The sequence below is a fragment of the Escherichia sp. KTE52 genome, assembly GCF_000408325.1.
GTDB classification, from domain to species: Bacteria; Pseudomonadota; Gammaproteobacteria; order Enterobacterales; family Enterobacteriaceae; genus Escherichia; species Escherichia marmotae.
Genome location: NZ_KE138680.1, coordinates 1,148,098 through 1,172,232, shown reverse-complemented (window position 1 = coordinate 1,172,232; position 24,135 = coordinate 1,148,098). Strand labels below are relative to the sequence as shown.

Genomic DNA, 24,135 nt, shown 5'->3' with positions numbered 1-24,135 from the left:
TGCCTTGCGGCCTGCCCTAAGGCAAGCCGCCAGACGTTACCAGGATTGGGTTGCTTTGAAGGAATCGAGGATGCCTTTCAGCTTGCCTTCGATTTCGTCGTTGTAGCCACCGGTCTGGTTGATCTCTTGCATCAACGGAGCGTGATCACGGTCGACGTAAGCCAGCAGAGCGGCTTCGAAGCTGCCGATTTTCGACAGTTCAACATCCGCCAGGTAACCACGTTCTGCTGCGAACAGAACCAGAGACTGCTGCGCAACGGACATCGGCGCATACTGTTTCTGTTTCAGCAGTTCGGTCACTTTCTGACCGTGGTCAAGCTGCTTACGCGTTGCATCGTCAAGGTCGGATGCAAACTGAGAGAACGCTGCCAGTTCACGATACTGCGCCAGAGCGGTACGGATACCACCGGACAGTTTTTTCATGATCTTGGTCTGTGCTGCCCCACCAACACGGGATACGGAGATACCCGGGTTAACCGCAGGACGAATACCGGCGTTGAACAGGTTGGTTTCCAGGAAGATCTGACCATCGGTAATAGAGATTACGTTGGTCGGAACGAACGCAGAAACGTCACCAGCCTGAGTTTCGATAATCGGCAGCGCGGTCAGAGAACCGGTTTTCCCTTTCACTTCACCTTTGGTGAAAGCTTCAACGTATTCGGCGTTAACACGCGCAGCACGCTCCAGCAGACGAGAGTGGAGGTAGAATACGTCACCCGGGAATGCTTCACGTCCTGGCGGACGACGGAGCAGCAGGGAGATCTGACGGTAAGCAACAGCCTGTTTAGACAGGTCATCGTAAATGATCAGCGCATCTTCACCACGGTCACGGAAGTATTCGCCCATTGCGCAACCCGCATACGGTGCCAGGTATTGCAGTGCAGCGGATTCAGACGCGGTTGCTACCACAACGATGGTGTTAGCCAGTGCGCCGTGCTCTTCCAGTTTACGTACCACGTTAGAAATGGTGGACGCTTTCTGACCGATAGCAACATAGATACATTTGATACCGGAATCGCGCTGGTTGATGATGGCATCGATAGCCAGTGCGGTTTTACCGGTCTGACGGTCACCGATGATCAATTCACGCTGACCACGACCGATTGGGATCATGGAGTCAACAGCTTTATAACCAGTCTGTACCGGCTGATCTACGGACTGACGTTCGATAACGCCCGGAGCGATAGCTTCTACAGCAGAGAAGCCGTCGTGATCCAGCGGACCTTTACCGTCGATTGGCGCACCCAGAGTGTTAACCACACGGCCCAGCAGGCCACGGCCAACCGGAACTTCCAGGATACGGCCAGTACACTTAACTTTCATGCCTTCGGCAAGGTCAGCGTACGGACCCATAACAACCGCACCTACAGAGTCGCGCTCGAGGTTCAGTGCGATAGCGTAACGGTTACCCGGCAGGGAGATCATTTCACCCTGCATACAATCGGCCAGGCCGTGGATGCGGATAACACCGTCACTTACAGAAACAATAGTACCTTCGTTGTGAGCTTCACTCACAACATTGAACTGAGCAATGCGCTGCTTGATCAGTTCGCTGATTTCGGTGGAATTCAGTTGCATGCTCCAGTCCCCTTAAGACTGCAAGACGTCTGCAAGGCGCTCAAGACGACCGCGTACGCTGCCATCAATGACCATATCACCCGCTCGGATGATAACGCCTGCCATTACAGACTTATCGATTTTGCAATTCAGCTTAACTTTGCGTGACAGACGTTTTTCCATCGCAGCAGAAATTTTCGCGAGCTGTTGTTCACTCAGCGCGGCAGCGGAAATGACGTCTACCTCAGCGGTAGCCTCACTCACAGCACGCAGGTGAATAAACTGCTCCAGAACATCCGGGAGCGCGTTAAGACGACCATTTTCAGCCATAACCCGAATCAGGTTCTGACCGTTTTCGTCCAGTTGCTCACCACAAACTGCGATAAACGACCCGGCGAGCGTTTCTGGTGCCAGTGCACCAGACAGAAGCTCTGCCATCTGTTCGTTTTTGGTTACCTCGGCGGCAAACGCCAGCATGTCCTGCCAGCGTTCTACACTTTGGTGTTCGACGGCAAAGTCAAAAGCTGCTTTGGCGTAGGGGCGAGCTACCGTAATAAATTCAGACATCAGCCCCTCCCTCCTTACAGTTCAGCGACAAGTTTATCCACGATGTCGCTGTTAGCAGCTTCATCCACGGAACGTTCGATGATCTTCTCGGCGCCAGCAACAGCCAGGATAGCAACTTGCTTACGCAGCTCTTCACGGGCACGTTTACGCTCGGCTTCAATTTCCGCCTGCGCCTGAGCCACGATTTTAGTACGTTCCTGTTCTGCCTCAGCTTTAGCTTCGTCCAGAATCTGAGAGCGACGTTTGTTCGCCTGCTCGATGATTACCTGGGCTTCCGCTTTCGCTTTTTTCAGCTGGTCGGTCGCGCTGGCCTTTGCAAGGTCAAGGTCCTTGTGTGCTCGTTCTGCGGAAGCAAGACCGTCAGCAATTTCTTTTTGACGTTTTTCGATGGCAGCCATTAATGGCGGCCATACGTACTTCATGCAGAACAGAACGAACAGGACAAACGCGATGGCCTGGCCGAGGATTGTTGCGTTAAGATTCACAGCACAATGCCTCTATTTAGTTAACGTTCTGATATTGCTCTTTAAATAAAAGCAACGCTTACTACGCGACAGCGAACATCACGTACAGACCCAGACCTACAGCGATCATCGGGATAGCATCCACCAGACCCATAACGATAAAGAACTGAGTACGCAGCAGTGGAATCAGATCCGGTTGACGCGCTGCGCCTTCCAGGAATTTACCCCCGAGGATGCCGATACCGATCGCAGCACCGATTGCCGCCAGACCCATCATCACAGCGGCAGCCATGTACAGCAGATCCATATTCAGGTTTTCCATGACAGTCTCCAGTTTGTTTCAGTTAAAACGTAGTAGTGTTGGTAAATTAATGTTCTTCAGACGCCATCGACAGATAGACGATCGTCAGAACCATGAAGATGAAGGCTTGCAGCGTAATAATCAGGATGTGGAAAATGGCCCACGGCACATTCAGGATCCACTGTGACCACCACGGCAACAGACCAGCAATCAGAATGAAAATCAGCTCACCCGCGTACATGTTACCGAACAGTCGCAAACCGAGTGAAACAGGTTTGGACAGCAGGCTTACCCCTTCAAGGATTAAGTTGACAGGAATGAACGCCCAGTGATTGAACGGCTGCAGCGTCAACTCTTTCGTGAAGCCGCCGATGCCTTTCATTTTGATGCTGTAGAACAGAATCAGGATAAATACGCCCAGTGCCATAGACAGCGTTACGTTCACGTCAGCAGACGGAACCACACGCAGAGCAGGCAGCCCCAGTACATGTTCAGCAATGTACGGCAGCAGATCGATAGGCAGTAAGTCCATCAGGTTCATCAGGAACACCCAGACAAAAATCGTCAGGGCCAGCGGAGCAATCAGCTTACTTTTGCCATGGTACATGTCTTTCACGCTACCATTAACAAAGCCGATTACCAGCTCAATCGCGGTCTGAAACTTACCTGGTACGCCGCTGGTTGCCTTTTTGGCTACGCTACGGAATAAAACCAGGAACAACAGACCCAGCACCACCGAGAAGAACATGGAGTCAATATTAATTGTCCAGAAGGTGGCTGGGGGGTTATGCGGATCCACCAGCGAGAATGTACGCAGGTCCAGCTGAAGGTTATTCAGGTGGTGTCCTATGTAATCCTGCGGCGTCATATTTTCTGAAGCCATGATGCCTTTTACCCTTTGTTGTTAATTACAGCCGGCGCCAGTATCTGAACCACCAGCACCAAAACCCACGTAACGATCAGCGGCAAGAATACCGCCTTTAAAACCGCCAACGCCACCACCAGTAACACCAACATTGCCAGAACTTTGAAAGCTTCGCCTAAAGCGAATGTCCAGGCTACCCGGCCTTTCGCTGGTGTATGCGCCTGGTGACGCCAGGCAAATATCATAAACAAAACGTTAGGCAGAAAGACTGCCAGGCCCCCGCTTAACGCAGAGACGCCCCAGAAGGGGTCTTTGAGGCTGAACAGCAATCCACTTGCTATCACCACCAGTAACTGAACGAGCAGAAGCTTCCGAGCAACGTTTCGACTCAAGAGCGACACAGACATCACGTTTTTCACTCCTGCTCCCTTCGAGGTATGCCGCGTGTCGTATAAAACTTTCTTTAAGGCTTAGAGTCAAGCATCAAAAAGCGGTCAAATTATACGGTGCGCCCCCGTGATTTCAAACAATAAGTAGCCAAAAGGTGAATAAATGTTTAAATATTTTTCCAGTGCATACAATTGCGACTTTTCTGCTAACCATGTCGGATCATGAAAAACTGTAAATAACGCGTAAACACTGGTGATAAAGCGTGCTTCAGATCACATATCGCGCATGTTCGCGCACAGCATATTTATTTACTTGGCAAATGATGCCATTGCAAGCTTCTGATATTTCAGTCTAAAAACAGATACTGTTTTCATAAATGACATTTACATAACAAAAACCAGCCATTGACATTCTTAATAATATTTTAACAGCAAGTTATGCTTCTTAGCGCCGATTTTTAGCCGGCTGATATTTTCACTAATGACTTATTTTCTGCTTATCAAAAAAAGCCACGTTACAGTATTGAATCAAAATCGTGAACGTGGCGTTAAATGTAACCAGTTATATCAGTAAAAAACCCGGTTGTTGTTAACAGTCAAACCGATTAATTTTTTATGATTTTTTTGATAAAAATTAAATTTTATTTGCTTTAATCACCACCAGATGACGTTCGCCATCCAGAGCCGGAACCTGAAGTTTAACCACTGATTCAACCTGATATTCTGCTGGTAGCAGGGCCATTTCATCTTCTGGCATTTGGCCTTTCAGCGCATAAAAACGACCTTGTTCACCAGGAAGATGATGGCACCAGCTCACCATATCGTTCAGAGAGGCAAAAGCACGGCTAATCACACCATCAAACGGTGGCTCTGACGGAAACTCTTCTACCCTACTCTGTACTGGCTCAATGTTCTCCAGTTTTAACTCATGTTGCACCTGACGAAGGAAGCGCACGCGTTTACCGAGGCTATCCAGCAACGTGAAGTGGGCCTCAGGACGCACAATAGAGAGTGGAATACCTGGCAGACCCGGTCCTGTACCGACATCGATAAAACGTTCACCTTGCAGATACGGTGCCACGACAATGCTGTCGAGAATATGGCGTACCAGCATCTCATTAGGATCGCGGACCGAAGTCAGGTTGTACGCCTTATTCCATTTATGCAGCATATTTACGTAGGCAATAAGCTGATTTTTCTGGTGATCGGTAAGCGAAATTCCTGCGTCTTTCAGCAGTGAAGAGAGTTTGTTGAGCACGGTGATTACCTGTTCTTGATGCGTTGCCCGGTAAGCGGGTGCTTACCAGGCATTTTTAATGCGTTATGCGCTACGACGCAGCATACCTTGTTTTTTCAGCCACACCAGCAGAATGGAGATGGCCGCAGGCGTGACGCCAGAAATACGCGAAGCCTGACCAATAGAGGCCGGTTTGTGATCGTTGAGTTTAGCGATCACTTCGTTAGACAGACCGGATACCTGGCGGTAATCCAGTGTCGCAGGCAGCAGTGTGTTCTCGTTACGCTGCTGTTTTTCGATCTCATCCTGTTGGCGCGCAATATAACCCTCATATTTAACCTGAATCTCAACCTGTTCCGCCGCCTGCTCGTCTGTCAACGCAGGGGCAAACGGCGTCAGCGAGGTTAATTTTTCATAGGTCATTTCCGGACGACGCAACAGATCTTCACCACTGGCTTCACGGGAAAGCGGCGCAGTCAGGTGAGCATTCACTTCGGCAGCAGCTTCCGCCGACGGGGTTACCCAAGTGGATTTCAGACGCTGACGCTCACGCTCGATATTTTCGAGTTTCTCGTTAAAGCGCGCCCAACGTTCATCGTCAACCAGCCCCAGCTCACGTCCGATTTCAGTCAGACGCAGGTCGGCGTTATCTTCGCGCAGCATCAGACGATATTCCGCACGAGAGGTAAACATACGATACGGTTCTTTAGTACCCAGTGTGCAGAGGTCATCTACCAGTACGCCGAGGTACGCCTGGGAGCGCGCCGGTGCCCAGCCTTCTTTGTCTGCAGACAGGCGAGCGGCGTTAAGACCGGCCAGCAAACCTTGCGCCGCCGCTTCTTCGTAACCTGTAGTGCCATTAATTTGACCGGCAAAGAACAGCCCCTGGATAAACTTACTCTCCAGCGTAGGTTTCAGGTCACGCGGATCGAAGAAGTCATATTCAATGGCATAACCCGGACGCACGATCTTCGCGTTTTCCATCCCCTGCATGGAGCGGACGATTTGCATCTGCACATCGAACGGCAGGCTGGTGGAGATACCGTTCGGATAAATTTCGTTAGACGTTAACCCTTCTGGCTCAAGGAAGATCTGATGCTGGTTTCTGTCAGCAAAGCGCATGACTTTGTCTTCGATCGACGGACAGTAGCGTGGGCCGACACCTTCGATCACTCCGGCATACATCGGACTGCGATCGAGGTTACTGCGGATCACGTCATGCGTTTTTTCGTTGGTATGGGTGATGTAGCACGGCACCTGCTGTGGATGCTGGGCCGCATTGCCCATAAACGAGAACACCGGCATCGGGTTATCGCCATGCTGTTGTGCAAGGACGCTAAAGTCGATGGTACGCGCATCAATACGCGGCGGTGTCCCGGTTTTCAGACGACCAACACGCAGCGGAAGTTCACGTAAACGGCGCGAGAGCGGAATGGATGGAGGATCGCCAGCACGACCACCGCTGTAATTATCCAGACCGATATGAATCTTACCGTCAAGGAAAGTCCCGACAGTAAGAACGACAGCTTTGGCACGGAATTTCAGGCCCATTTGGGTAACAGCGCCGACCACGCGATCGTTTTCGACAATAAGATCTTCAACCGCCTGCTGGAAGATCATCAGGTTCGGTTGATTCTCCAAAGCAGTACGTACCGCTTGACGATAGAGCACGCGATCCGCCTGTGCCCGGGTAGCCCGAACCGCTGGCCCCTTGCTGGCGTTTAGTATCCTAAACTGAATACCTGCATGGTCGATCGCTTTTGCCATCAGACCGCCGAGTGCATCCACTTCTTTTACCAGATGTCCCTTCCCAATACCGCCGATCGCCGGGTTGCAGCTCATCTGCCCCAGAGTGTCGATATTGTGTGTCAAAAGCAGAGTCTGTTGACCCATACGCGCCGCGGCCATCGCTGCCTCGGTGCCTGCATGACCCCCGCCAATGATGATGACGTCAAAAGGATCCGGATAAAACATGGTGATTGCCTCGCATAACGCGGTATGAAAATGGATTGAAGCCCGGGCCGTGGATTCTACTCAACTTTGACGGCTTGAGAAAGACCTGGGATCCTGAGTATTAAAAAGAAGATCTTTTTATTTAGAGATCTGTTCTATTGTGATCTCTTATTAGGATCGACCTGGTCTGTGGATAACAAGGATCTGGCTTTTAAGATCAATGACCTGCTGAGGATCATTAGCTGTGAATGATCGGTGATCCTGGTCAGTATAAGCTGGGATCAGAATGCGGAGTTATACACAACTCAAAAACTGAACAACAGTTGTTCTTTGGATAACTACCGGTTGATCCAAGCTTCCTACCAGAGTTATCCACAGTAGATCGCACGATCTGTATAGTTATTTGAGTAAATTAACCCACGATCCCAGCCATTCTTCTGCCGGATCTTCCGGAATGTCATGATCAAGGATGTTGATCTTCAGTGTTTCGCCAATCTGTTTCGCACCGGAATTTTTGAGTTCAGCATCGAGTTTATCGATAGCACCACAAAAAGTGTCGTATTCACGACTACCAATGCCGATTGCGCCAAAGCGTACCGCAGAAAGATCGGTTTTTTGTTCCAGCAATGCTTCATAGAAAGGAGAGAGGTTGTCCGGAATGTCTCCGGCACCGTGGGTAGAACTGATAACCAGCCAGATCCCAGAGGTAGATAACTCTTCTAACAACGGGCCGTGCAGCGTTTCGGTGGTAAAACCTGCCTCTTCCAGCTTTTCAGCCAGGTGTTCTGCCACATATTCGGCACCACCGAGGGTGCTGCCGCTGATAAGAGTAATATCTGCCATAAACCGCCACCTTTTTTTAGAGTGGCGTATTGTACGCTGTGAACGCTTTGGGATCTACCTGTGGAAAAGTATGGGATTAAAAAAGTCGATCATGGCTTGATAGTACGCATGATCGGGTTCTGCAGTACGATCAGAGTTTCAGTGGACTGAATTTCATCAATTGTTTGGATCTTGTTGATAAGTACATGCTGGAGAGCGTCGATCGAGCGGCACATTACCTTAATAAAGATGCTGTAGTGGCCGGTGGTGTAATAGGCTTCAGTTACTTCATCAAGGCTTTCCAGTTTTGCCAGCGCGGAAGGATAGTCTTTGGCGCTCTTCAATATAATGCCGATAAAGCAGCCTACGTCATAACCGAGCTGTTTCGGGCTAACATCAATCCGAGCACCAGTAATAATCCCTGCCTGCTTCATTTTCTCTACGCGAACGTGGATCGTTCCCGGACTGACGCCAAATTGTTTCGCCAGTTCGGCGTAAGCGGTACGCGCATTGCCCATTAATGCTTCCAGAATGCCGCGGTCCAGATTGTCGATTTGATAATTTTCCATAGATTTTTCTTATGAATATTAATGATTCAGTCTATTTTAGCCTTAACTTTTAATGAATCAAAAGTAAGCAAGGCTTTTTATTGAATGATTATTGCATGTGTGCCGGTTTTTGTTGCTTAATCATAAGCAACAGGACGCAGGAGTATAAAAAATGAAAACCGCTTACATTGCCAAACAACGTCAAATTAGCTTCGTGAAATCTCACTTTTCTCGTCAACTGGAAGAACGCTTAGGGCTGATTGAAGTCCAGGCGCCAATCCTTAGCCGTGTGGGGGATGGCACGCAGGATAACTTGTCGGGCTGTGAAAAAGCGGTGCAGGTAAAAGTGAAAGCGCTGCCTGACGCCCAGTTCGAAGTGGTTCATTCACTGGCGAAGTGGAAACGTCAGACATTAGGGCAACACGACTTCAGCGTGGGCGAAGGGCTTTACACGCACATGAAAGCCCTTCGCCCCGATGAAGACCGTCTTTCCCCGTTGCACTCGGTCTATGTTGATCAGTGGGATTGGGAACGCGTAATGGGCGACGGTGAGCGCCAATTCTCCACTCTGAAAAGCACGGTAGAGGCGATCTGGGCGGGAATTAAAGCGACCGAAGCCGCAGTTAGCAAAGAGTTTGGCCTGGCACCGTTCCTGCCGGATCAGATCCACTTTGTACATAGTCAGGAATTACTGTCCCGTTATCCGGATCTTGATGCCAAAGGGCGTGAGCGGGCGATTGCGAAAGATCTTGGCGCGGTATTCCTCGTCGGAATTGGCGGCAAGTTAAGCGATGGCCACCGCCACGACGTGCGCGCACCGGATTATGATGACTGGAGTACTCCTTCAGAGCTTGGATATGCGGGGTTGAACGGCGATATTCTGGTGTGGAACCCCGTACTGGAAGATGCGTTTGAGCTTTCTTCAATGGGTATCCGTGTGGATGCCGAGACGTTGAAACATCAACTGGCGCTGACCGGTGATGAAGATCGTCTGCAACTGGAGTGGCATCAGGCGCTGCTGCGCGGCGAAATGCCACAGACTATCGGCGGCGGTATCGGTCAGTCTCGTTTAACCATGTTGTTGCTGCAACTGCCACATATTGGGCAGGTTCAGTGCGGCGTATGGCCTGCGGCCGTTCGCGAGAGCGTCTCTTCTCTGTTGTAATGACTTATCGCCGCCAGCGTCTGAGCAGGCGGCTACGCATCCCGGTATCAAAGCGCCAGATATGATCGAAAATGCGCATGATGCCGGGTTTGCCGTGCGCCGACATCGCCACTGCATGAAAGCGATGCTGATGTACCCGCTGCAACTCTTTTACTTTACTCGTCACGTCGTCAGGCAACCGTTGGGCGATAAAATCAGAAATCACCACCGCATCGGCGTCAAACCATTCCCGGCTTTGCAAGCGCTCCATAATGGCGCGAAAACAACTGGCAAGATCGGTGCCGCCACGAAACTGCTGGCTTAAAAAACGGATCGCTTGCTCGATGCCTTGTGGGCCTGAAAGCTCATAACGGACGATCTCGGTGGAAAATAACATAATAAAGCAGCGCCTATTTTCAGCGAGGGCAATGCGCATCAAGGCCAGACAGAACGCTTTCGCGCACTGTTCATTAAAGCCGCCCATTGAGCCAGATGTATCTACGCAGACAATAAACGGCCCGCGCGGCTGTTCGTCATAATCTTTATGGACGACCGGACGTTCGATAACTTTTTCACGCCATGATTCACCGTGCAGGCGATAAGTGAGCAACTGTTTTTCCACCAGCCGACGGTAAAATTCATACTCCAGTTCAGTAATGCCCAGAGTCGCCAGTTCCGGCGGCAGAAGGCGTAAAATATCATCGCTTTGCTGCAAGCCATCAACCTGCTCAGGAACGGTCGCTGGTTCGCGTACCATTGTGCGGAAGGTTTCCATCTGCGCATCGTTGCGGGGGATCGATTTTGCTTCCCGTGAACGCCCTAACTGTTCAGCCAGACGTTTCAGCTCCGGCTGCTCGTTAAGAAATTCACCATATTTCACAATTAACTGATAGTCGCCGCGTTTGAGCTGACCGGCGCTCATATCCCACAGGCGACCGGCTGCGGTGTTGTTTTCCGCCAGAACCGGTTCAAGTTGACCGCTTAACGTCATGCGTTCCTGAACCTCGCTCAACAGTTGTTCACGTTCTTCTTCTAATAATTGTTGATTTAACGTCGTCGCTTGCACGATTAGACTTAAGCGCCAACGTTGGAGAAAAAGCGTGTGTAATGCTGGGGTGATCGTGCTGTTGGCATCAACCAACTGCCGGGCTTGTTCGGCCCATGGGGAATTTAGTCGATGCAGTAAGTCCAGGATCTGCGGTAACTGCACAATAAATTGCGGTATGGAGAGAAGTTGGCTTTGCTGATAGCACATGACCTCTTCAGTGAGTTCCTGTGGGACGCGTGCATCTTTCAGCCGACTGCGCAGCGCCTCACGCCAGCGGGGAATATCATCAGTGATTGCCGCCTTCAGGCGTGGGAATTTTTCAAAGAAAACAGCCAGTTGTGGCGAGGCCAACAGCGTGATGATCATCTCTTCGATCAATCCCTCTTCGCTGACGGCCAGCATTACATTAAGCGTATCCAGTGTTAGCATTGTTGCGCCTGGCGAATCTGGGCACCGACATCCTGTAGGCTGGCTTCAATGCGACCTAACCAGTCGCTATGGATAAACAGACATTTTTGCTGTTCGCTGAATAAAACTTGTTGTTTACGCCAGTCACTTTCAAGCTCTTCCAGTTGTTGTTTTATTTCGCCAGGCAGGCCTTCTGCAGATGTGCCGGGGAGAGCCAGTGTCGTACCCTGCAAACTGACATCACGGACAACAAGATGTTGGGCGCTATCAACTTCCATATTCAGCTTCTGGGCAAAACCAATACCATTTAATTTGCCGCGAATTTCACCGCCTTTGTTCAGCCACTGTTCCAGTGCGCTACGCTCAAAAGCGATATGAACCACTTCCATATCATGCAGTTTTAATGGTTTTTGCAGCAGCAGGGTCAACGTGGAAGCGGTAACGTCGGCTGGAAGTTGATATTGTGGGCGACGGCTGAACATACCGCCCTGACGAATCACGGTAAAAGCCGTTTTATCGCTTTGTTGTTGCTGAAGTTGCAGGCGACGCTGCACAATCGCGCCCAGGCGAGTCAACATCCCTTGCTGTTGCCATGCGTGACCGGTCATCAATACATCAATTTGTTGTTGAATCAAATTCAGGCTTTGCGCGTCATACCACAGGCAATCTTTCAGCAAGATCAGATCAATCGGGGCTACCGCATTGCGACCGCTAAAAAAGGCGCTGGCCTGCAGTAAACGGATTGCTTTTTTCCAGCGGCGATCGGAAATATAGGGGGCATCCGGCAATTTATCCAGTTGTTGGCGCAGCATAAAAATCAGCTCAAATACATGATCGGGCAGCGTAATTTCACTAATCTCTTTCTGCCAACGTTCATATTCCTCATCTGTAACCTGTAGAGAGGGAGGAACGGGATTGTCATTTTCATCCTGTTGGCTGGTCAACATGGAGCGGAAATTCGCTTTATCCTGCACTTTATCTAACCACAGACGAATCAGCATACGGTCATATAACGCTTCCAGGCTACTGTCTGCTTCCGGCAGTTCGTTGGAGGCCGCCACCAGCAGGCGCATAGGAATTTTTTCGACATGTGCACCGTTGCGGAAGTGGCGTTCATTAATAGCGGTCAGTAGGGTATTAAGAATCGCTGGCCCGGCTTTCCAGATCTCATCAAGAAAGACGATTTCTGCTTCCGGCAGGTAACCGGTGGTTAAACGCTCATAGCGGCCTTCATCTTTTAGCGCCTGAATGGAAAGCGGGCCAAAAACTTCTTCCGGGGTGGAGAAGCGGGTCATCAGATATTCAAACGCGCGAGCATTCTGAAAGGCGAATTTTAAACGCCGGGCAATCAGACTTTTGGCAATACCTGGCGGGCCGAGCAGGAATACACTTTCGCCGCTTAATGCCGCTAACAAACACAGGCGGATGGCGTGGCTACGTTCATAAAGCCCCTTTTCCAGCGAACTGCTCAGGCGGGAAATTCTTTCCGCTAATAAATGAGGGTGAGCCATAATGAAGTGGCGTCCTTTCGTCAAAAGTTCTGCGTAAACTGCGAGTATAGACGTTTCTTGATGGTGGCAAAAATAGTCTCAAAGGAGGGCTATTTTTCTTTGAGCCAGGTTAATGTGACCGCATTTAGGAGTACGATTTTGCCGTTAATCGTGCATACTGAACGCTTTTTTGTGGGCCAAGGGACTACGCACACATTTCATATTTCAACGAAAGACTAGTCTATGAGCACTGATAATAAGCAATCGTTGCCCGCGATTACCCTCGCGGCGATTGGAGTTGTCTACGGCGATATTGGTACCAGCCCGTTATATACGCTTCGTGAATGTTTGTCCGGCCAGTTTGGTTTTGGCGTTGAACGCGATGCCGTGTTTGGCTTTTTATCGCTGATCTTCTGGCTGCTAATCTTTGTGGTTTCCATAAAATATCTCACCTTCGTGATGCGTGCAGATAACGCCGGTGAAGGGGGAATTCTGACGCTGATGTCGCTTGCCGGGCGCAATACGTCGGCGCGAACGACCTCAATTCTGGTGATTATGGGGCTAATAGGCGGCAGCTTTTTCTATGGTGAAGTTGTCATAACACCCGCCATTTCGGTAATGTCTGCCATCGAAGGTCTGGAAATCGTCGCCCCACAACTGGACACCTGGATTGTTCCCCTCTCAATCATCGTTCTCACGTTACTGTTTATGATTCAAAAACATGGCACTGCTATGGTCGGTAAGCTTTTTGCGCCGATTATGCTGACCTGGTTTTTGATTCTGGCAGCTCTTGGGTTACGTAGCATTATTGCCAATCCAGAAGTGTTGCATGCCTTAAACCCAATGTGGGCGGTGCATTTCTTCCTTGAATATAAAACCGTTTCCTTTATTGCGTTAGGCGCGGTGGTTCTGTCGATTACCGGTGTTGAGGCGCTGTACGCTGATATGGGGCACTTTGGTAAGTTCCCGATTCGCCTGGCATGGTTTACCGTCGTACTGCCTTCTTTAACCCTTAACTACTTCGGTCAGGGGGCGCTGCTGTTAAAGAACCCGGAAGCGATTAAAAACCCGTTTTTTCTGTTGGCACCGGACTGGGCGCTGATCCCGCTGCTGATCATCGCCGCACTGGCAACGGTAATTGCCTCGCAGGCGGTTATCTCTGGTGTCTTCTCATTGACGCGTCAGGCGGTACGTCTGGGCTATTTGTCTCCGATGCGCATTATTCACACTTCTGAAATGGAATCGGGGCAAATCTACATTCCATTTGTGAACTGGATGCTTTATGTCGCAGTCGTGATTGTGATAGTCAGCTTTGAGCACTCCAGTAACCTGGCGGCGGCATATGGGATTGCAGTTACCGGAACTATGGTACTGACGTCTATTCTTTCAACTACCGTGGCGCGCCAGAACTGGCACTGGAATAAGTATTTTGTTGCGCTGATTCTGATTGCCTTCTTGTGTGTTGATATCCCGCTGTTTACCGCTAACCTCGATAAACTGCTCTCCGGTGGCTGGTTGCCATTGAGCCTCGGTACGGTGATGTTTATCGTGATGACCACCTGGAAGAGTGAGCGTTTCCGCCTGCTGCGGCGGATGCATGAACATGGTAACTCTCTGGAGGCGATGATTGCTTCGCTGGAGAAATCACCGCCTGTTCGTGTGCCCGGAACTGCGGTGTATATGTCGCGCGCAATCAATGTCATTCCCTTTGCTCTAATGCATAACCTCAAACATAACAAGGTATTGCACGAGCGGGTTATTCTGTTAACTCTGCGTACTGAAGACGCGCCATATGTCCATAACGTCCGTCGGGTACAGATTGAACAACTGTCGCCTACTTTCTGGCGCGTGGTGGCAAGTTACGGCTGGCGGGAAACGCCAAACGTAGAAGAAGTTTTCCACCGCTGTGGTCTGGAAGGGTTAAGTTGTCGAATGATGGAAACGTCCTTCTTTATGTCACATGAATCACTGATCCTCGGCAAACGTCCGTGGTACTTACGTTTGCGCGGCAAGCTGTATTTGCTGTTGCAACGTAATGCGTTGCGCGCTCCGGATCAGTTTGAAATCCCACCAAACCGGGTTATCGAGTTGGGTACACAGGTCGAGATCTAACCCCAGACGCCTCCTTTCTCCATAAGGGGGCGTTTTTATTTTCATTGTTTGCTCTCGATATAAAACGTTTCGATGTTGATCACATTTCTGCAACGTCGCGATGGTTTTCCTTAATTAGACGGGATTAAACTGCGGGTCAGCGAAACGTTTCGCTGATGGAGAAAAAAATGAAAAAAGGCGCCGTTCTTAATTCAGGTATTTCGTCGGTGATCTCCCGCCTGGGGCATACCGATACGCTGGTGGTGTGTGATGCTGGTTTACCTATCCCCAAAAGTACAACGCGTATCGATATGGCATTAACCCAGGGCGTACCTTCTTTTATGCAGGTGCTGGGCGTCGTCACAAGTGAAATGCAGGTCGAGGCTGCCATTATCGCGGAAGAGATCAAACAACATAATCCGCAACTCCACGAAACGTTGCTCTCACATCTTGAGACGCTGCAAAAACACCAGGGAAATTTCATTGAAATTCGTTACATCACGCATGAACAATTCAAACAACAAACCGCAAACAGTCAGGCGGTAATTCGCAGCGGGGAGTGTTCCCCGTATGCGAATATCATTCTCTGTGCTGGCGTGACGTTCTGAGGCCGCCATGGAAGCATTACTACAGCTTAAAGGTATCGATAAAGCCTTCCCGGGCGTAAAAGCGCTTTCGGGAGCCGCGCTAAATGTCTATCCGGGTCGCGTGATGGCGCTGGTAGGTGAAAATGGCGCGGGTAAATCCACCATGATGAAAGTGCTTACCGGTATCTATACCCGTGATGCTGGTACGCTTTTATGGCTGGGCAAAGAAACGACGTTTACCGGGCCGAAATCTTCTCAGGAAGCTGGAATTGGCATTATCCACCAGGAACTGAATCTGATCCCGCAACTGACCATTGCGGAAAATATTTTCCTCGGCCGAGAGTTTGTGAATCGTTTTGGCAAAATTGACTGGAAAACCATGTATGCCGAAGCGGATAAATTGCTGGCTAAACTTAATCTGCGGTTTAAAAGCGACAAGCTGGTGGGCGATCTTTCCATCGGTGACCAGCAGATGGTTGAAATCGCGAAGGTATTAAGCTTTGAGTCGAAAGTTATCATTATGGATGAACCGACCGATGCGCTGACCGATACCGAAACCGAATCCCTGTTCCGCGTCATTCGCGAGCTGAAATTGCAAGGGCGCGGCGTTGTCTACATTTCCCACCGTATGAAAGAAATCTTCGAGATTTGTGATGACGTTACGGTTTTTCGTGACGGGCAATTTATTGCCGAGCGTGAAGTGGCATCACTAACCGAAGATTCGCTGATTGAGATGATGGTGGGCCGCAAACTGGAAGAACAATATCCACACCTGGAAAAAGCGCCGGGAGATATCCGTCTGAAAGTTGATAATCTCTGCGGACCTGGCGTTAACGATGTCTCTTTTACCCTACGTAAAGGTGAAATTCTCGGCGTCTCTGGTTTGATGGGCGCCGGCCGCACCGAACTGATGAAAGTGCTCTACGGCGCACTGCCGCGCACCAGCGGTTACGTCACTCTGGATGGGCATGAAGTTGTTACCCGTTCACCGCAGGATGGCCTGGCAAATGGCATTGTGTATATCTCCGAAGACCGCAAACGCGACGGTTTAGTGCTGGGCATGTCAGTAAAAGAGAACATGTCGCTAACTGCCCTGCGTTACTTCAGCCGTGCTGATGGCAGTCTGAAGCATGCCGATGAGCAACAGGCGGTGAGTGATTTTATTCGTCTGTTCAATGTGAAAACGCCGTCGATGGAACAGGCAATTGGTCTGCTTTCCGGTGGCAATCAGCAAAAAGTGGCGATTGCCCGCGGTCTGATGACGCGCCCGAAAGTGCTTATCCTTGATGAACCCACCCGTGGCGTGGATGTCGGTGCGAAAAAAGAGATTTATCAACTGATCAACCAGTTCAAAGCCGATGGTTTGAGCATCATTCTGGTGTCATCGGAAATGCCAGAAGTATTAGGCATGAGCGATCGCATCATCGTTATGCATGAAGGGCATCTCAGCGGGGAATTTACTCGTGAGCAGGCCACCCAGGAAGTGTTAATGGCTGCCGCTGTGGGCAAGCTTAATCGCGTGAATCAGGAGTAAAAAAATGACAACCCAGACTGTCTCTGGTCGCCGTTATTTCACGAAAGCGTGGCTGATGGAGCAGAAATCGCTTATCGCTCTGCTGGTGCTGATCGCGATTGTCTCGACGTTAAGTCCGAACTTTTTCACCGTTAATAACTTATTCAATATTCTCCAGCAAACCTCGGTTAACGCCATTATGGCGGTCGGCATGACGCTGGTGATCCTGACGTCGGGTATCGACCTGTCCGTCGGTTCTCTGCTGGCGCTAACTGGCGCAGTTGCTGCCTCCATCGTTGGCATTGAAGTTAACGCGTTGGTGGCTGTTGCTGCCGCACTGGCATTAGGAGCTGCAATTGGCGCGGTAACCGGGGTGATTGTAGCGAAAGGCCGCGTCCAGGCGTTTATCGCTACCCTGGTGATGATGCTTTTACTGCGTGGCGTGACGATGGTTTACACCAACGGTAGCCCGGTGAATACCGGCTTTACCGAGAACGCCGACTTGTTTGGCTGGTTTGGTATTGGTCGTCCGCTGGGCGTACCGACGCCTGTGTGGATCATGGGTATTGTCTTCCTCGCGGCCTGGTACATGCTGCATCACACGCGTCTGGGGCGTTACATCTACGCGCTGGGTGGCAACGAAGCGGCAACGCGTCTTTCTGGTATCAATGTCAATAGAATCAAAATCATCGTCTACTCTCTTTGTGGACTGCTGGCATCGCTGGCTGGGATCATTGAAGTAGCGCGTCTTTCCTCTGCGCAACCGACGGCGGGGACTGGCTACGAGCTGGATGCCATTGCCGCGGTGGTTCTGGGGGGGACGAGTCTGGCAGGCGGAAAAGGTCGCATTGTTGGGACATTGATCGGCGCATTAATTCTTGGCTTCCTTAATAATGGTTTGAATTTGTTAGGTGTTTCCTCCTATTACCAGATGATCGTCAAAGCGGTGGTGATTTTGCTGGCGGTGCTGGTAGACAACAAAAAGCAGTAATAACGACTACAGGACATCTTGAATATGAACATGAAAAAACTGGCTACCCTGGTTTCTGCTGTTGCGTTAAGCGCCACCGTCAGTGCGAATGCAATGGCAAAAGATACCATTGCGCTGGTGGTTTCCACGCTCAATAACCCGTTCTTTGTATCGCTGAAAGATGGCGCGCAGAAAGAGGCGGATAAACTCGGCTATAACCTGGTGGTGCTGGACTCCCAGAACAACCCGGCAAAAGAACTGGCGAATGTGCAGGACTTAACTGTTCGCGGCACCAAAATTCTGCTGATTAACCCGACCGACTCCGACGCGGTAGGTAACGCCGTGAAGATGGCCAACCAGGCGAACATCCCGGTAATCACTCTTGACCGCCAGGCAACGAAAGGCGACGTTGTTAGCCACATTGCTTCCGATAACGTACTGGGCGGCAAAATTGCCGGTGATTACATCGCGAAGAAAGCAGGTGAAGGGGCGAAAGTTATCGAATTGCAGGGCATCGCCGGTACATCCGCTGCTCGCGAACGTGGCGAAGGCTTCCAGCAGGCCGTTGCAGCTCACAAATTTAACGTTCTCGCCAGCCAGCCAGCAGACTTCGACCGTACCAAAGGTCTGAACGTGATGCAGAACTTGCTGACGGCGCACCCGGATGTGCAGGCTGTATTCGCGCAGAACGATGAAATGGCGCTGGGCGCACTGCGCGCTCTGCAAACTGCCGGTAAATCGGATGTGATGGTTGTCGGATTTGACGGTACGCCGGATGGCGAAAAAGCGGTTAATGATGGCAAACTAGCAGCGACTATCGCTCAGTTACCCGATCAGATTGGCGCGAAAGGCGTCGAAACCGCCGATAAAGTGCTGAAAGGCGAGAAAGTTCAGGCTAAGTATCCGGTTGATCTGAAACTGGTTGTTAAGCAGTAGTCTTTAATCAGGTTTTATAACCTGATGGTGGCATAAATACGGCATCGACAGATGAACGTGTAATATAAAGAAAAGCAGGGCACGCGCCACCCTAACCCGGTGGCGCATTTTATGGACATCCCGAATATGCAAAATGCAGGCAGCCTCGTTGTTCTTGGCAGCATTAATGCTGACCATATCCTTAATCTTCAATCTTTTCCTACTCCAGGCGAAACCGTAACCGGTAACCACTATCAGGTCGCATTCGGCGGTAAAGGCGCGAATCAGGCTGTGGCCGCAGGGCGTAGTGGCGCGAATATTGCGTTCATTGCCTGCACAGGGGATGACAGCATTGGTGAGAGTGTTCGTCAGCAACTCGCCACTGATAATATTGATATTTCTCCGGTCAGCGTGATCAAGGGCGAATCGACAGGCGTAGCGCTGATTTTTGTTAATGCCGAAGGCGAGAACGTTATCGGCATTCATGCCGGGGCTAACGCAGCCCTTTCCCCAACGCTGGTGGAAGCGCAACGTGAGCGTATTGCCAACGCGTCGGCATTATTAATGCAGTTGGAATCACCACTCGAAAGTGTGATGGCAGCGGCGAAAATCGCCCATCAAAATAAAACTATCGTTGCACTTAACCCGGCTCCGGCTCGTGAACTTCCTGACGAATTGCTGGCGCTGGTGGACATCATCACGCCAAACGAAACGGAAGCAGAAAAGCTCACCGGTATTCGTGTTGAAAATGATGAAGATGCGGCGAAAGCTGCGCAGATACTACATGAGAAAGGTATCCGTACTGTACTGATTACCTTAGGGAGCCGTGGCGTGTGGGCCAGTGTGAATGGCGAAGGTCAGCGCGTACCTGGATTCCGGGTTCAGGCTGTTGATACTATTGCTGCCGGAGATACTTTTAATGGCGCGTTAATCACGGCGTTGCTGGAAGAAAAAACATTGCCTGAGGCGATTCGTTTTGCCCATGCTGCCGCTGCGATTGCTGTGACACGTAAAGGTGCACAACCTTCCGTTCCCTGGCGTGAAGAGATCGATACCTTCTTAGACAGGCAGAGGTGACGCTTGGCTACAATGAAAGATGTTGCCCGTCTGGCGGGCGTTTCTACATCGACAGTTTCTCACGTCATCAATAAAGATCGCTTCGTCAGCGAAGCGATTACCGCCAAAGTTGAAGCGGCGATTAAAGAACTCAATTACGCGCCATCAGCTCTGGCACGTAGTCTCAAGCTCAATCAAACACATACTATTGGCATGTTGATCACTGCCAGTACCAATCCTTTCTATTCTGAACTGGTGCGTGGCGTTGAACGCAGTTGCTTTGAACGCGGTTATAGCCTTGTTCTCTGCAATACCGAAGGCGATGAGCAGCGAATGAATCGCAATCTGGAAACGTTGATGCAAAAACGTGTCGATGGTTTGCTATTACTCTGTACTGAAACACACCAGCCTTCGCGTGAGATCATGCAACGCTATCCAACAATTCCTACCGTGATGATGGACTGGGCGCCGTTCGATGGCGACAGCGATCTCATTCAGGATAACTCGTTTCTGGGGGGGGATTTAGCGACGCAATATCTGATCGACAAAGGCTATACCCGTATTGCCTGTATTACCGGCCCGCTGGATAAAACGCCTGCACGTTTGCGGCTGGAAGGTTACCGGGCGGCAATGGATCGTGCTGGACTGGAAGTTCCTGATGGCTATGAAGTGACAGGCGATTTTGAATTTAACGGCGGGTTTGACGCGATGCAGCAGTTATTATCGCATCCGTTACGTCCCCAGGCTGTGTTTACTGGAAATGACGCGATGGCGGTCGGTGTGTACCAGGCGTTATACCAGGCTGGGTTACATGTTCCGCAGGACATCGCGGTGATTGGTTATGACGATATTGAACTGGCACGTTATATGACGCCACCGCTCACCACAATTCATCAACCGAAAGATGAACTGGGAGAGCTGGCAATTGATGTACTTATCCACCGGATGGCTCAACCAACCTTACAGCAACAACGATTACAACTCACCCCGATTCTGATGGAGCGCGGTTCTGCTTAGATTTTAAGCAAAATATTGCCGCCGTTAACGTATAACTGATAATGGCCGATTGCATGGCAAGGGGTGAGCGATTGAGGCTATGAGCGATAGCGGGGAAGGAAGTATTCAGAATGGCGGCATCGAGAGTCTGCATAAAGAAGGTCATTGCCGCAATCCACAATAAACTCGCCATACCACGCTTTTTATCGCTCATTCAGTGTTTCGTTAGGCTGTCTCACTTCTCGAGGGGAAGTAGCAGTGCCTGACAAGCTTTGAAAGCTGCGTTGCCATCACTATGGATTATCGCATCAACGATCGCCTGGTGCTGATCCAGTTTTATTACAGTGTTGCTGGTTATCGATGTAAAGTAGGTGTGATAAACCGAATGAAATAACGAGGCGAAAGAGGTCAAAAACGGGTTAGCACTCATTTTATAAATGTGTTCATGCCAGGCCATATCAACCTCAACCCAACGTTCCCGGCGGAAATTTTCTTTTAATGCCACCATTTCGGCCATCAGCGTATTAAGATGTGCCTTCTGTTCTGCGGTGCCCATCGTTGCTGCCAGTAAGCAGGCTTGCGGTTCCAGACAGATACGCATAACTAGAAAATGATCAATAACTTGATGAAAGTTATCTTCCGTCATCCACCAGGTAAGCAACTCTTGATCAAGAAAGTTCCAGTTGGATTGCGGCATGACACGCGTACCAATTCGTGGACGTGGCAAAACCATTCCTTTTGCCGTTAACGTCTTGACCGCTTCGCGTACCGCAGTACGGCTCACTCCAAATTGCTCACCCAGCTCAATTTCACCAGGCAGAATGGTGCCGGGTGCGTATTCACCTTTTAAGATCCGTTGCGCCAGCTTCTCAGCCAGAACATACGAAAGGTTTTTCTGTGCAGCTAACTGTTGTGCGCTTAATGGCATACTCATCTTCCTTATTCTTTTTTTCATCCTTAGTATGCCACCAGGAAGTGTGATTGCGGTTGCAAAAACGGCAAATTGCTTGTTTTATGGCGCATTAACAGGTGTTTTGATGAAAAAACACGCATTCGGAAAATTATTTTAAATTTCCTCTTGTCAGGCCGGAATAACTCCCTATAATGCGCCACCACTGACACGGAACAACGGCAAATAAGCCGCCGGGTCAGCGGGGTTCTCCTGAGAACTTCGACAGAGAAAAGCGAAAAAATGCTTGACTCTGTAGCGGGAAAGCGTATTATGCACACCCCGCGCCGCTGAGAAAAAGCGAAGCGGCACTGCTCTTTAACAATTTATCAGACAATCTGTGTGGGCACTCGAAGATACGGATTCTTAACGTCGCAAGACGCTAAATGAATACCAAGTCTCAAGAGTGAACACGTAATTCATTACGAAGTTTAATTCTTTGAGCATCAAACTTTTAAATTGAAGAGTTTGATCATGGCTCAGATTGAACGCTGGCGGCAGGCCTAACACATGCAAGTCGAACGGTAACAGAAAGAAGCTTGCTTCTTTGCTGACGAGTGGCGGACGGGTGAGTAATGTCTGGGAAACTGCCCGATGGAGGGGGATAACTACTGGAAACGGTAGCTAATACCGCATAATGTCGCAAGACCAAAGAGGGGGACCTTCGGGCCTCTTGCCATCGGATGTGCCCAGATGGGATTAGCTAGTAGGCGGGGTAACGGCCCACCTAGGCGACGATCTCTAGCTGGTCTGAGAGGATGACCAGCCACACTGGAACTGAGACACGGTCCAGACTCCTACGGGAGGCAGCAGTGGGGAATATTGCACAATGGGCGCAAGCCTGATGCAGCCATGCCGCGTGTATGAAGAAGGCCTTCGGGTTGTAAAGTACTTTCAGCGGGGAGGAAGGGAGTAAAGTTAATACCTTTGCTCATTGACGTTACCCGCAGAAGAAGCACCGGCTAACTCCGTGCCAGCAGCCGCGGTAATACGGAGGGTGCAAGCGTTAATCGGAATTACTGGGCGTAAAGCGCACGCAGGCGGTTTGTTAAGTCAGATGTGAAATCCCCGGGCTCAACCTGGGAACTGCATCTGATACTGGCAAGCTTGAGTCTCGTAGAGGGGGGTAGAATTCCAGGTGTAGCGGTGAAATGCGTAGAGATCTGGAGGAATACCGGTGGCGAAGGCGGCCCCCTGGACGAAGACTGACGCTCAGGTGCGAAAGCGTGGGGAGCAAACAGGATTAGATACCCTGGTAGTCCACGCCGTAAACGATGTCGACTTGGAGGTTGTGCCCTTGAGGCGTGGCTTCCGGAGCTAACGCGTTAAGTCGACCGCCTGGGGAGTACGGCCGCAAGGTTAAAACTCAAATGAATTGACGGGGGCCCGCACAAGCGGTGGAGCATGTGGTTTAATTCGATGCAACGCGAAGAACCTTACCTGGTCTTGACATCCACAGAACATTCCAGAGATGGGATGGTGCCTTCGGGAACTGTGAGACAGGTGCTGCATGGCTGTCGTCAGCTCGTGTTGTGAAATGTTGGGTTAAGTCCCGCAACGAGCGCAACCCTTATCCTTTGTTGCCAGCGGTCCGGCCGGGAACTCAAAGGAGACTGCCAGTGATAAACTGGAGGAAGGTGGGGATGACGTCAAGTCATCATGGCCCTTACGACCAGGGCTACACACGTGCTACAATGGCGCATACAAAGAGAAGCGACCTCGCGAGAGCAAGCGGACCTCATAAAGTGCGTCGTAGTCCGGATTGGAGTCTGCAACTCGACTCCATGAAGTCGGAATCGCTAGTAATCGTGGATCAGAATGCCACGGTGAATACGTTCCCGGGCCTTGTACACACCGCCCGTCACACCATGGGAGTGGGTTGCAAAAGAAGTAGGTAGCTTAACCTTCGGGAGGGCGCTTACCACTTTGTGATTCATGACTGGGGTGAAGTCGTAACAAGGTAACCGTAGGGGAACCTGCGGTTGGATCACCTCCTTACCTTAAAGAAGCGTTCTTTGTAGTGCTCACACAGATTGTCTGATAGAAAGTGAAAAGCAAGGCGTCTTGCGAAGCAGACTGATACGTCCCCTTCGTCTAGAGGCCCAGGACACCGCCCTTTCACGGCGGTAACAGGGGTTCGAATCCCCTAGGGGACGCCACTTGCTGGTTTGTGAGTGAAAGTCGCCGGCCACTGTATCTCAAAACTCACTTACGAGTGATGTTTGAGATATTTGCTCTTTAAAAATCTGGATCAAGCTGAAAATT

The 24,135-nt window shown here is 50.4% G+C and carries 21 protein-coding genes, 1 tRNA gene, 1 rRNA gene and 1 pseudogene; 10 read left to right on the top strand and 14 right to left on the bottom strand.

Annotation, left to right across the window (positions count from 1 at the left end):
- Positions 1-36: 36 nt before the first annotated feature.
- From atpA to asnC, 10 genes are all read right to left on the bottom strand, one after another.
- On the bottom strand, positions 37-1,578 hold the full coding sequence (gene atpA, locus A1SC_RS06085) for a F0F1 ATP synthase subunit alpha (protein WP_001176745.1): 1,542 nt from the start codon (positions 1,576-1,578) through the stop codon (positions 37-39).
- 12 nt (positions 1,579-1,590) lie between these two features.
- A complete protein-coding gene (atpH, locus tag A1SC_RS06090; RefSeq protein ID WP_001288591.1) occupies positions 1,591-2,124 on the bottom strand; it encodes a F0F1 ATP synthase subunit delta in 534 nt (177 codons plus the stop codon).
- A 14-nt stretch (positions 2,125-2,138) separates the two neighbouring features.
- Positions 2,139-2,609, bottom strand: a complete 471-nt coding sequence (gene atpF, locus A1SC_RS06095; protein WP_001052219.1) for a F0F1 ATP synthase subunit B — start codon at positions 2,607-2,609, stop codon at positions 2,139-2,141.
- Positions 2,610-2,670: 61 nt separating this feature from the next.
- Positions 2,671-2,910 carry a F0F1 ATP synthase subunit C gene (gene atpE, locus A1SC_RS06100; protein ID WP_000429386.1) on the bottom strand — a complete coding sequence of 80 codons (240 nt, stop codon included), beginning with the start codon at positions 2,908-2,910 and terminating at the stop codon, positions 2,671-2,673.
- Between the two features lie 46 nt (positions 2,911-2,956).
- Positions 2,957-3,772, bottom strand: a complete 816-nt coding sequence (atpB, locus tag A1SC_RS06105) for a F0F1 ATP synthase subunit A (RefSeq protein WP_000135618.1) — start codon at positions 3,770-3,772, stop codon at positions 2,957-2,959.
- A gap of 8 nt (positions 3,773-3,780) precedes the next feature.
- Positions 3,781-4,161 carry a F0F1 ATP synthase subunit I gene (atpI, locus tag A1SC_RS06110; RefSeq protein WP_000116664.1) on the bottom strand — a complete coding sequence of 127 codons (381 nt, stop codon included), beginning with the start codon at positions 4,159-4,161 and terminating at the stop codon, positions 3,781-3,783.
- A 616-nt stretch (positions 4,162-4,777) separates the two neighbouring features.
- Positions 4,778-5,401 (bottom strand): 16S rRNA (guanine(527)-N(7))-methyltransferase RsmG, encoded by a 624-nt coding sequence (gene rsmG, locus A1SC_RS06115; protein ID WP_000932858.1) that lies wholly within the window; start codon positions 5,399-5,401, stop codon positions 4,778-4,780.
- A 63-nt stretch (positions 5,402-5,464) separates the two neighbouring features.
- Positions 5,465-7,354 (bottom strand): tRNA uridine-5-carboxymethylaminomethyl(34) synthesis enzyme MnmG, encoded by a 1,890-nt coding sequence (mnmG, locus tag A1SC_RS06120; protein WP_001517417.1) that lies wholly within the window; start codon positions 7,352-7,354, stop codon positions 5,465-5,467.
- 378 nt (positions 7,355-7,732) lie between these two features.
- Entirely contained in the window at positions 7,733-8,176 is a 444-nt protein-coding gene (mioC, locus tag A1SC_RS06125) for an FMN-binding protein MioC (RefSeq protein ID WP_000763754.1), read from the bottom strand.
- Positions 8,177-8,265: 89 nt separating this feature from the next.
- A complete protein-coding gene (gene asnC, locus A1SC_RS06130) occupies positions 8,266-8,724 on the bottom strand; it encodes a transcriptional regulator AsnC (RefSeq protein ID WP_000433019.1) in 459 nt (152 codons plus the stop codon).
- A 151-nt stretch (positions 8,725-8,875) separates the two neighbouring features.
- On the opposite strand from asnC, the gene asnA reads away from it, so the two are divergent.
- The gene (gene asnA, locus A1SC_RS06135) at positions 8,876-9,868 is read left to right on the top strand and encodes an aspartate--ammonia ligase (RefSeq protein ID WP_000845139.1); all 993 of its coding nucleotides are present in this window, start codon (positions 8,876-8,878) and stop codon (positions 9,866-9,868) included.
- A gap of 4 nt (positions 9,869-9,872) precedes the next feature.
- Here asnA and viaA read toward each other — a convergent pair whose 3' ends face one another.
- Both viaA and ravA read right to left on the bottom strand, forming a co-directional pair.
- Positions 9,873-11,324, bottom strand: coding sequence for an ATPase RavA stimulator ViaA (viaA, locus tag A1SC_RS06140; RefSeq protein ID WP_016262703.1), 1,452 nt, complete (start codon positions 11,322-11,324; stop codon positions 9,873-9,875).
- Positions 11,318-12,814, bottom strand: a complete 1,497-nt coding sequence (gene ravA / locus A1SC_RS06145; protein ID WP_010377977.1) for an ATPase RavA — start codon at positions 12,812-12,814, stop codon at positions 11,318-11,320. Before ravA ends, viaA begins: the two co-directional genes overlap by 7 nt.
- Before the next feature lie 222 nt (positions 12,815-13,036).
- Between ravA and kup the strand changes: the two genes are divergently transcribed.
- The 7 genes from kup to rbsR all read left to right on the top strand — a co-directional run bounded on the left by kup (position 13,037) and on the right by rbsR (position 20,942).
- Positions 13,037-14,905: a low affinity potassium transporter Kup gene (kup, locus tag A1SC_RS06150; protein ID WP_000102299.1), complete on the top strand. Its 1,869-nt coding sequence runs from the start codon at positions 13,037-13,039 to the stop codon at positions 14,903-14,905.
- 167 nt (positions 14,906-15,072) lie between these two features.
- On the top strand, positions 15,073-15,492 hold the full coding sequence (gene rbsD / locus A1SC_RS06155) for a D-ribose pyranase (RefSeq protein WP_001517414.1): 420 nt from the start codon (positions 15,073-15,075) through the stop codon (positions 15,490-15,492).
- Between the two features lie 7 nt (positions 15,493-15,499).
- Positions 15,500-17,005, top strand: coding sequence for a ribose ABC transporter ATP-binding protein RbsA (gene rbsA, locus A1SC_RS06160; protein ID WP_000387763.1), 1,506 nt, complete (start codon positions 15,500-15,502; stop codon positions 17,003-17,005).
- A 4-nt stretch (positions 17,006-17,009) separates the two neighbouring features.
- Positions 17,010-17,975 (top strand): ribose ABC transporter permease, encoded by a 966-nt coding sequence (rbsC, locus tag A1SC_RS06165; protein ID WP_000211871.1) that lies wholly within the window; start codon positions 17,010-17,012, stop codon positions 17,973-17,975.
- A gap of 24 nt (positions 17,976-17,999) precedes the next feature.
- Positions 18,000-18,890, top strand: coding sequence for a ribose ABC transporter substrate-binding protein RbsB (gene rbsB, locus A1SC_RS06170; protein ID WP_001056270.1), 891 nt, complete (start codon positions 18,000-18,002; stop codon positions 18,888-18,890).
- 126 nt (positions 18,891-19,016) lie between these two features.
- Positions 19,017-19,946 carry a ribokinase gene (rbsK, locus tag A1SC_RS06175; RefSeq protein ID WP_001517412.1) on the top strand — a complete coding sequence of 310 codons (930 nt, stop codon included), beginning with the start codon at positions 19,017-19,019 and terminating at the stop codon, positions 19,944-19,946.
- A gap of 3 nt (positions 19,947-19,949) precedes the next feature.
- Positions 19,950-20,942, top strand: a complete 993-nt coding sequence (gene rbsR / locus A1SC_RS06180; protein WP_000224458.1) for a ribose operon transcriptional repressor RbsR — start codon at positions 19,950-19,952, stop codon at positions 20,940-20,942.
- A 13-nt stretch (positions 20,943-20,955) separates the two neighbouring features.
- Here the strand turns inward: rbsR and A1SC_RS23955 are convergent.
- Together A1SC_RS23955 and A1SC_RS06185 are read right to left on the bottom strand one after the other, a co-directional pair.
- Positions 20,956-21,135: pseudogene (locus A1SC_RS23955) on the bottom strand (MFS transporter); the annotation flags it as partial.
- A 21-nt stretch (positions 21,136-21,156) separates the two neighbouring features.
- A complete protein-coding gene (locus tag A1SC_RS06185) occupies positions 21,157-21,849 on the bottom strand; it encodes a FadR/GntR family transcriptional regulator (RefSeq protein ID WP_001131156.1) in 693 nt (230 codons plus the stop codon).
- Positions 21,850-22,326: 477 nt separating this feature from the next.
- Here A1SC_RS06185 and A1SC_RS06190 point away from each other — a divergent pair.
- Positions 22,327-23,868, top strand: a 16S ribosomal RNA gene (locus A1SC_RS06190).
- A gap of 85 nt (positions 23,869-23,953) precedes the next feature.
- A tRNA-Glu gene (locus tag A1SC_RS06195) sits at positions 23,954-24,029 on the top strand.
- Positions 24,030-24,135 lie beyond the last annotated feature (106 nt).

Bases quoted from the DNA above. Each gene is read 5' to 3' on its own strand.
- rbsD (WP_001517414.1), top strand. From the start codon at position 15,073: ATGAAAAAAGGCGCCGTTCTTAATTCAGGTATTTCGTCGGTGATCTCC.
- atpB (WP_000135618.1), bottom strand. From the start codon at position 3,772: ATGGCTTCAGAAAATATGACGCCGCAGGATTACATAGGACACCACCTG.
- rbsA (WP_000387763.1), top strand. From the start codon at position 15,500: ATGGAAGCATTACTACAGCTTAAAGGTATCGATAAAGCCTTCCCGGGC.
- atpI (WP_000116664.1), bottom strand. From the start codon at position 4,161: ATGTCTGTGTCGCTCTTGAGTCGAAACGTTGCTCGGAAGCTTCTGCTC.
- asnC (WP_000433019.1), bottom strand. From the start codon at position 8,724: ATGGAAAATTATCAAATCGACAATCTGGACCGCGGCATTCTGGAAGCA.
- mioC (WP_000763754.1), bottom strand. From the start codon at position 8,176: ATGGCAGATATTACTCTTATCAGCGGCAGCACCCTCGGTGGTGCCGAA.
- ravA (WP_010377977.1), bottom strand. From the start codon at position 12,814: ATGGCTCACCCTCATTTATTAGCGGAAAGAATTTCCCGCCTGAGCAGT.
- atpA (WP_001176745.1), bottom strand. From the start codon at position 1,578: ATGCAACTGAATTCCACCGAAATCAGCGAACTGATCAAGCAGCGCATT.
- asnA (WP_000845139.1), top strand. From the start codon at position 8,876: ATGAAAACCGCTTACATTGCCAAACAACGTCAAATTAGCTTCGTGAAA.
- rbsK (WP_001517412.1), top strand. From the start codon at position 19,017: ATGCAAAATGCAGGCAGCCTCGTTGTTCTTGGCAGCATTAATGCTGAC.
- kup (WP_000102299.1), top strand. From the start codon at position 13,037: ATGAGCACTGATAATAAGCAATCGTTGCCCGCGATTACCCTCGCGGCG.
- atpH (WP_001288591.1), bottom strand. From the start codon at position 2,124: ATGTCTGAATTTATTACGGTAGCTCGCCCCTACGCCAAAGCAGCTTTT.
- mnmG (WP_001517417.1), bottom strand. From the start codon at position 7,354: ATGTTTTATCCGGATCCTTTTGACGTCATCATCATTGGCGGGGGTCAT.
- rbsB (WP_001056270.1), top strand. From the start codon at position 18,000: ATGAACATGAAAAAACTGGCTACCCTGGTTTCTGCTGTTGCGTTAAGC.
- atpE (WP_000429386.1), bottom strand. From the start codon at position 2,910: ATGGAAAACCTGAATATGGATCTGCTGTACATGGCTGCCGCTGTGATG.
- rbsC (WP_000211871.1), top strand. From the start codon at position 17,010: ATGACAACCCAGACTGTCTCTGGTCGCCGTTATTTCACGAAAGCGTGG.
- A1SC_RS06185 (WP_001131156.1), bottom strand. From the start codon at position 21,849: ATGCCATTAAGCGCACAACAGTTAGCTGCACAGAAAAACCTTTCGTAT.
- viaA (WP_016262703.1), bottom strand. From the start codon at position 11,324: ATGCTAACACTGGATACGCTTAATGTAATGCTGGCCGTCAGCGAAGAG.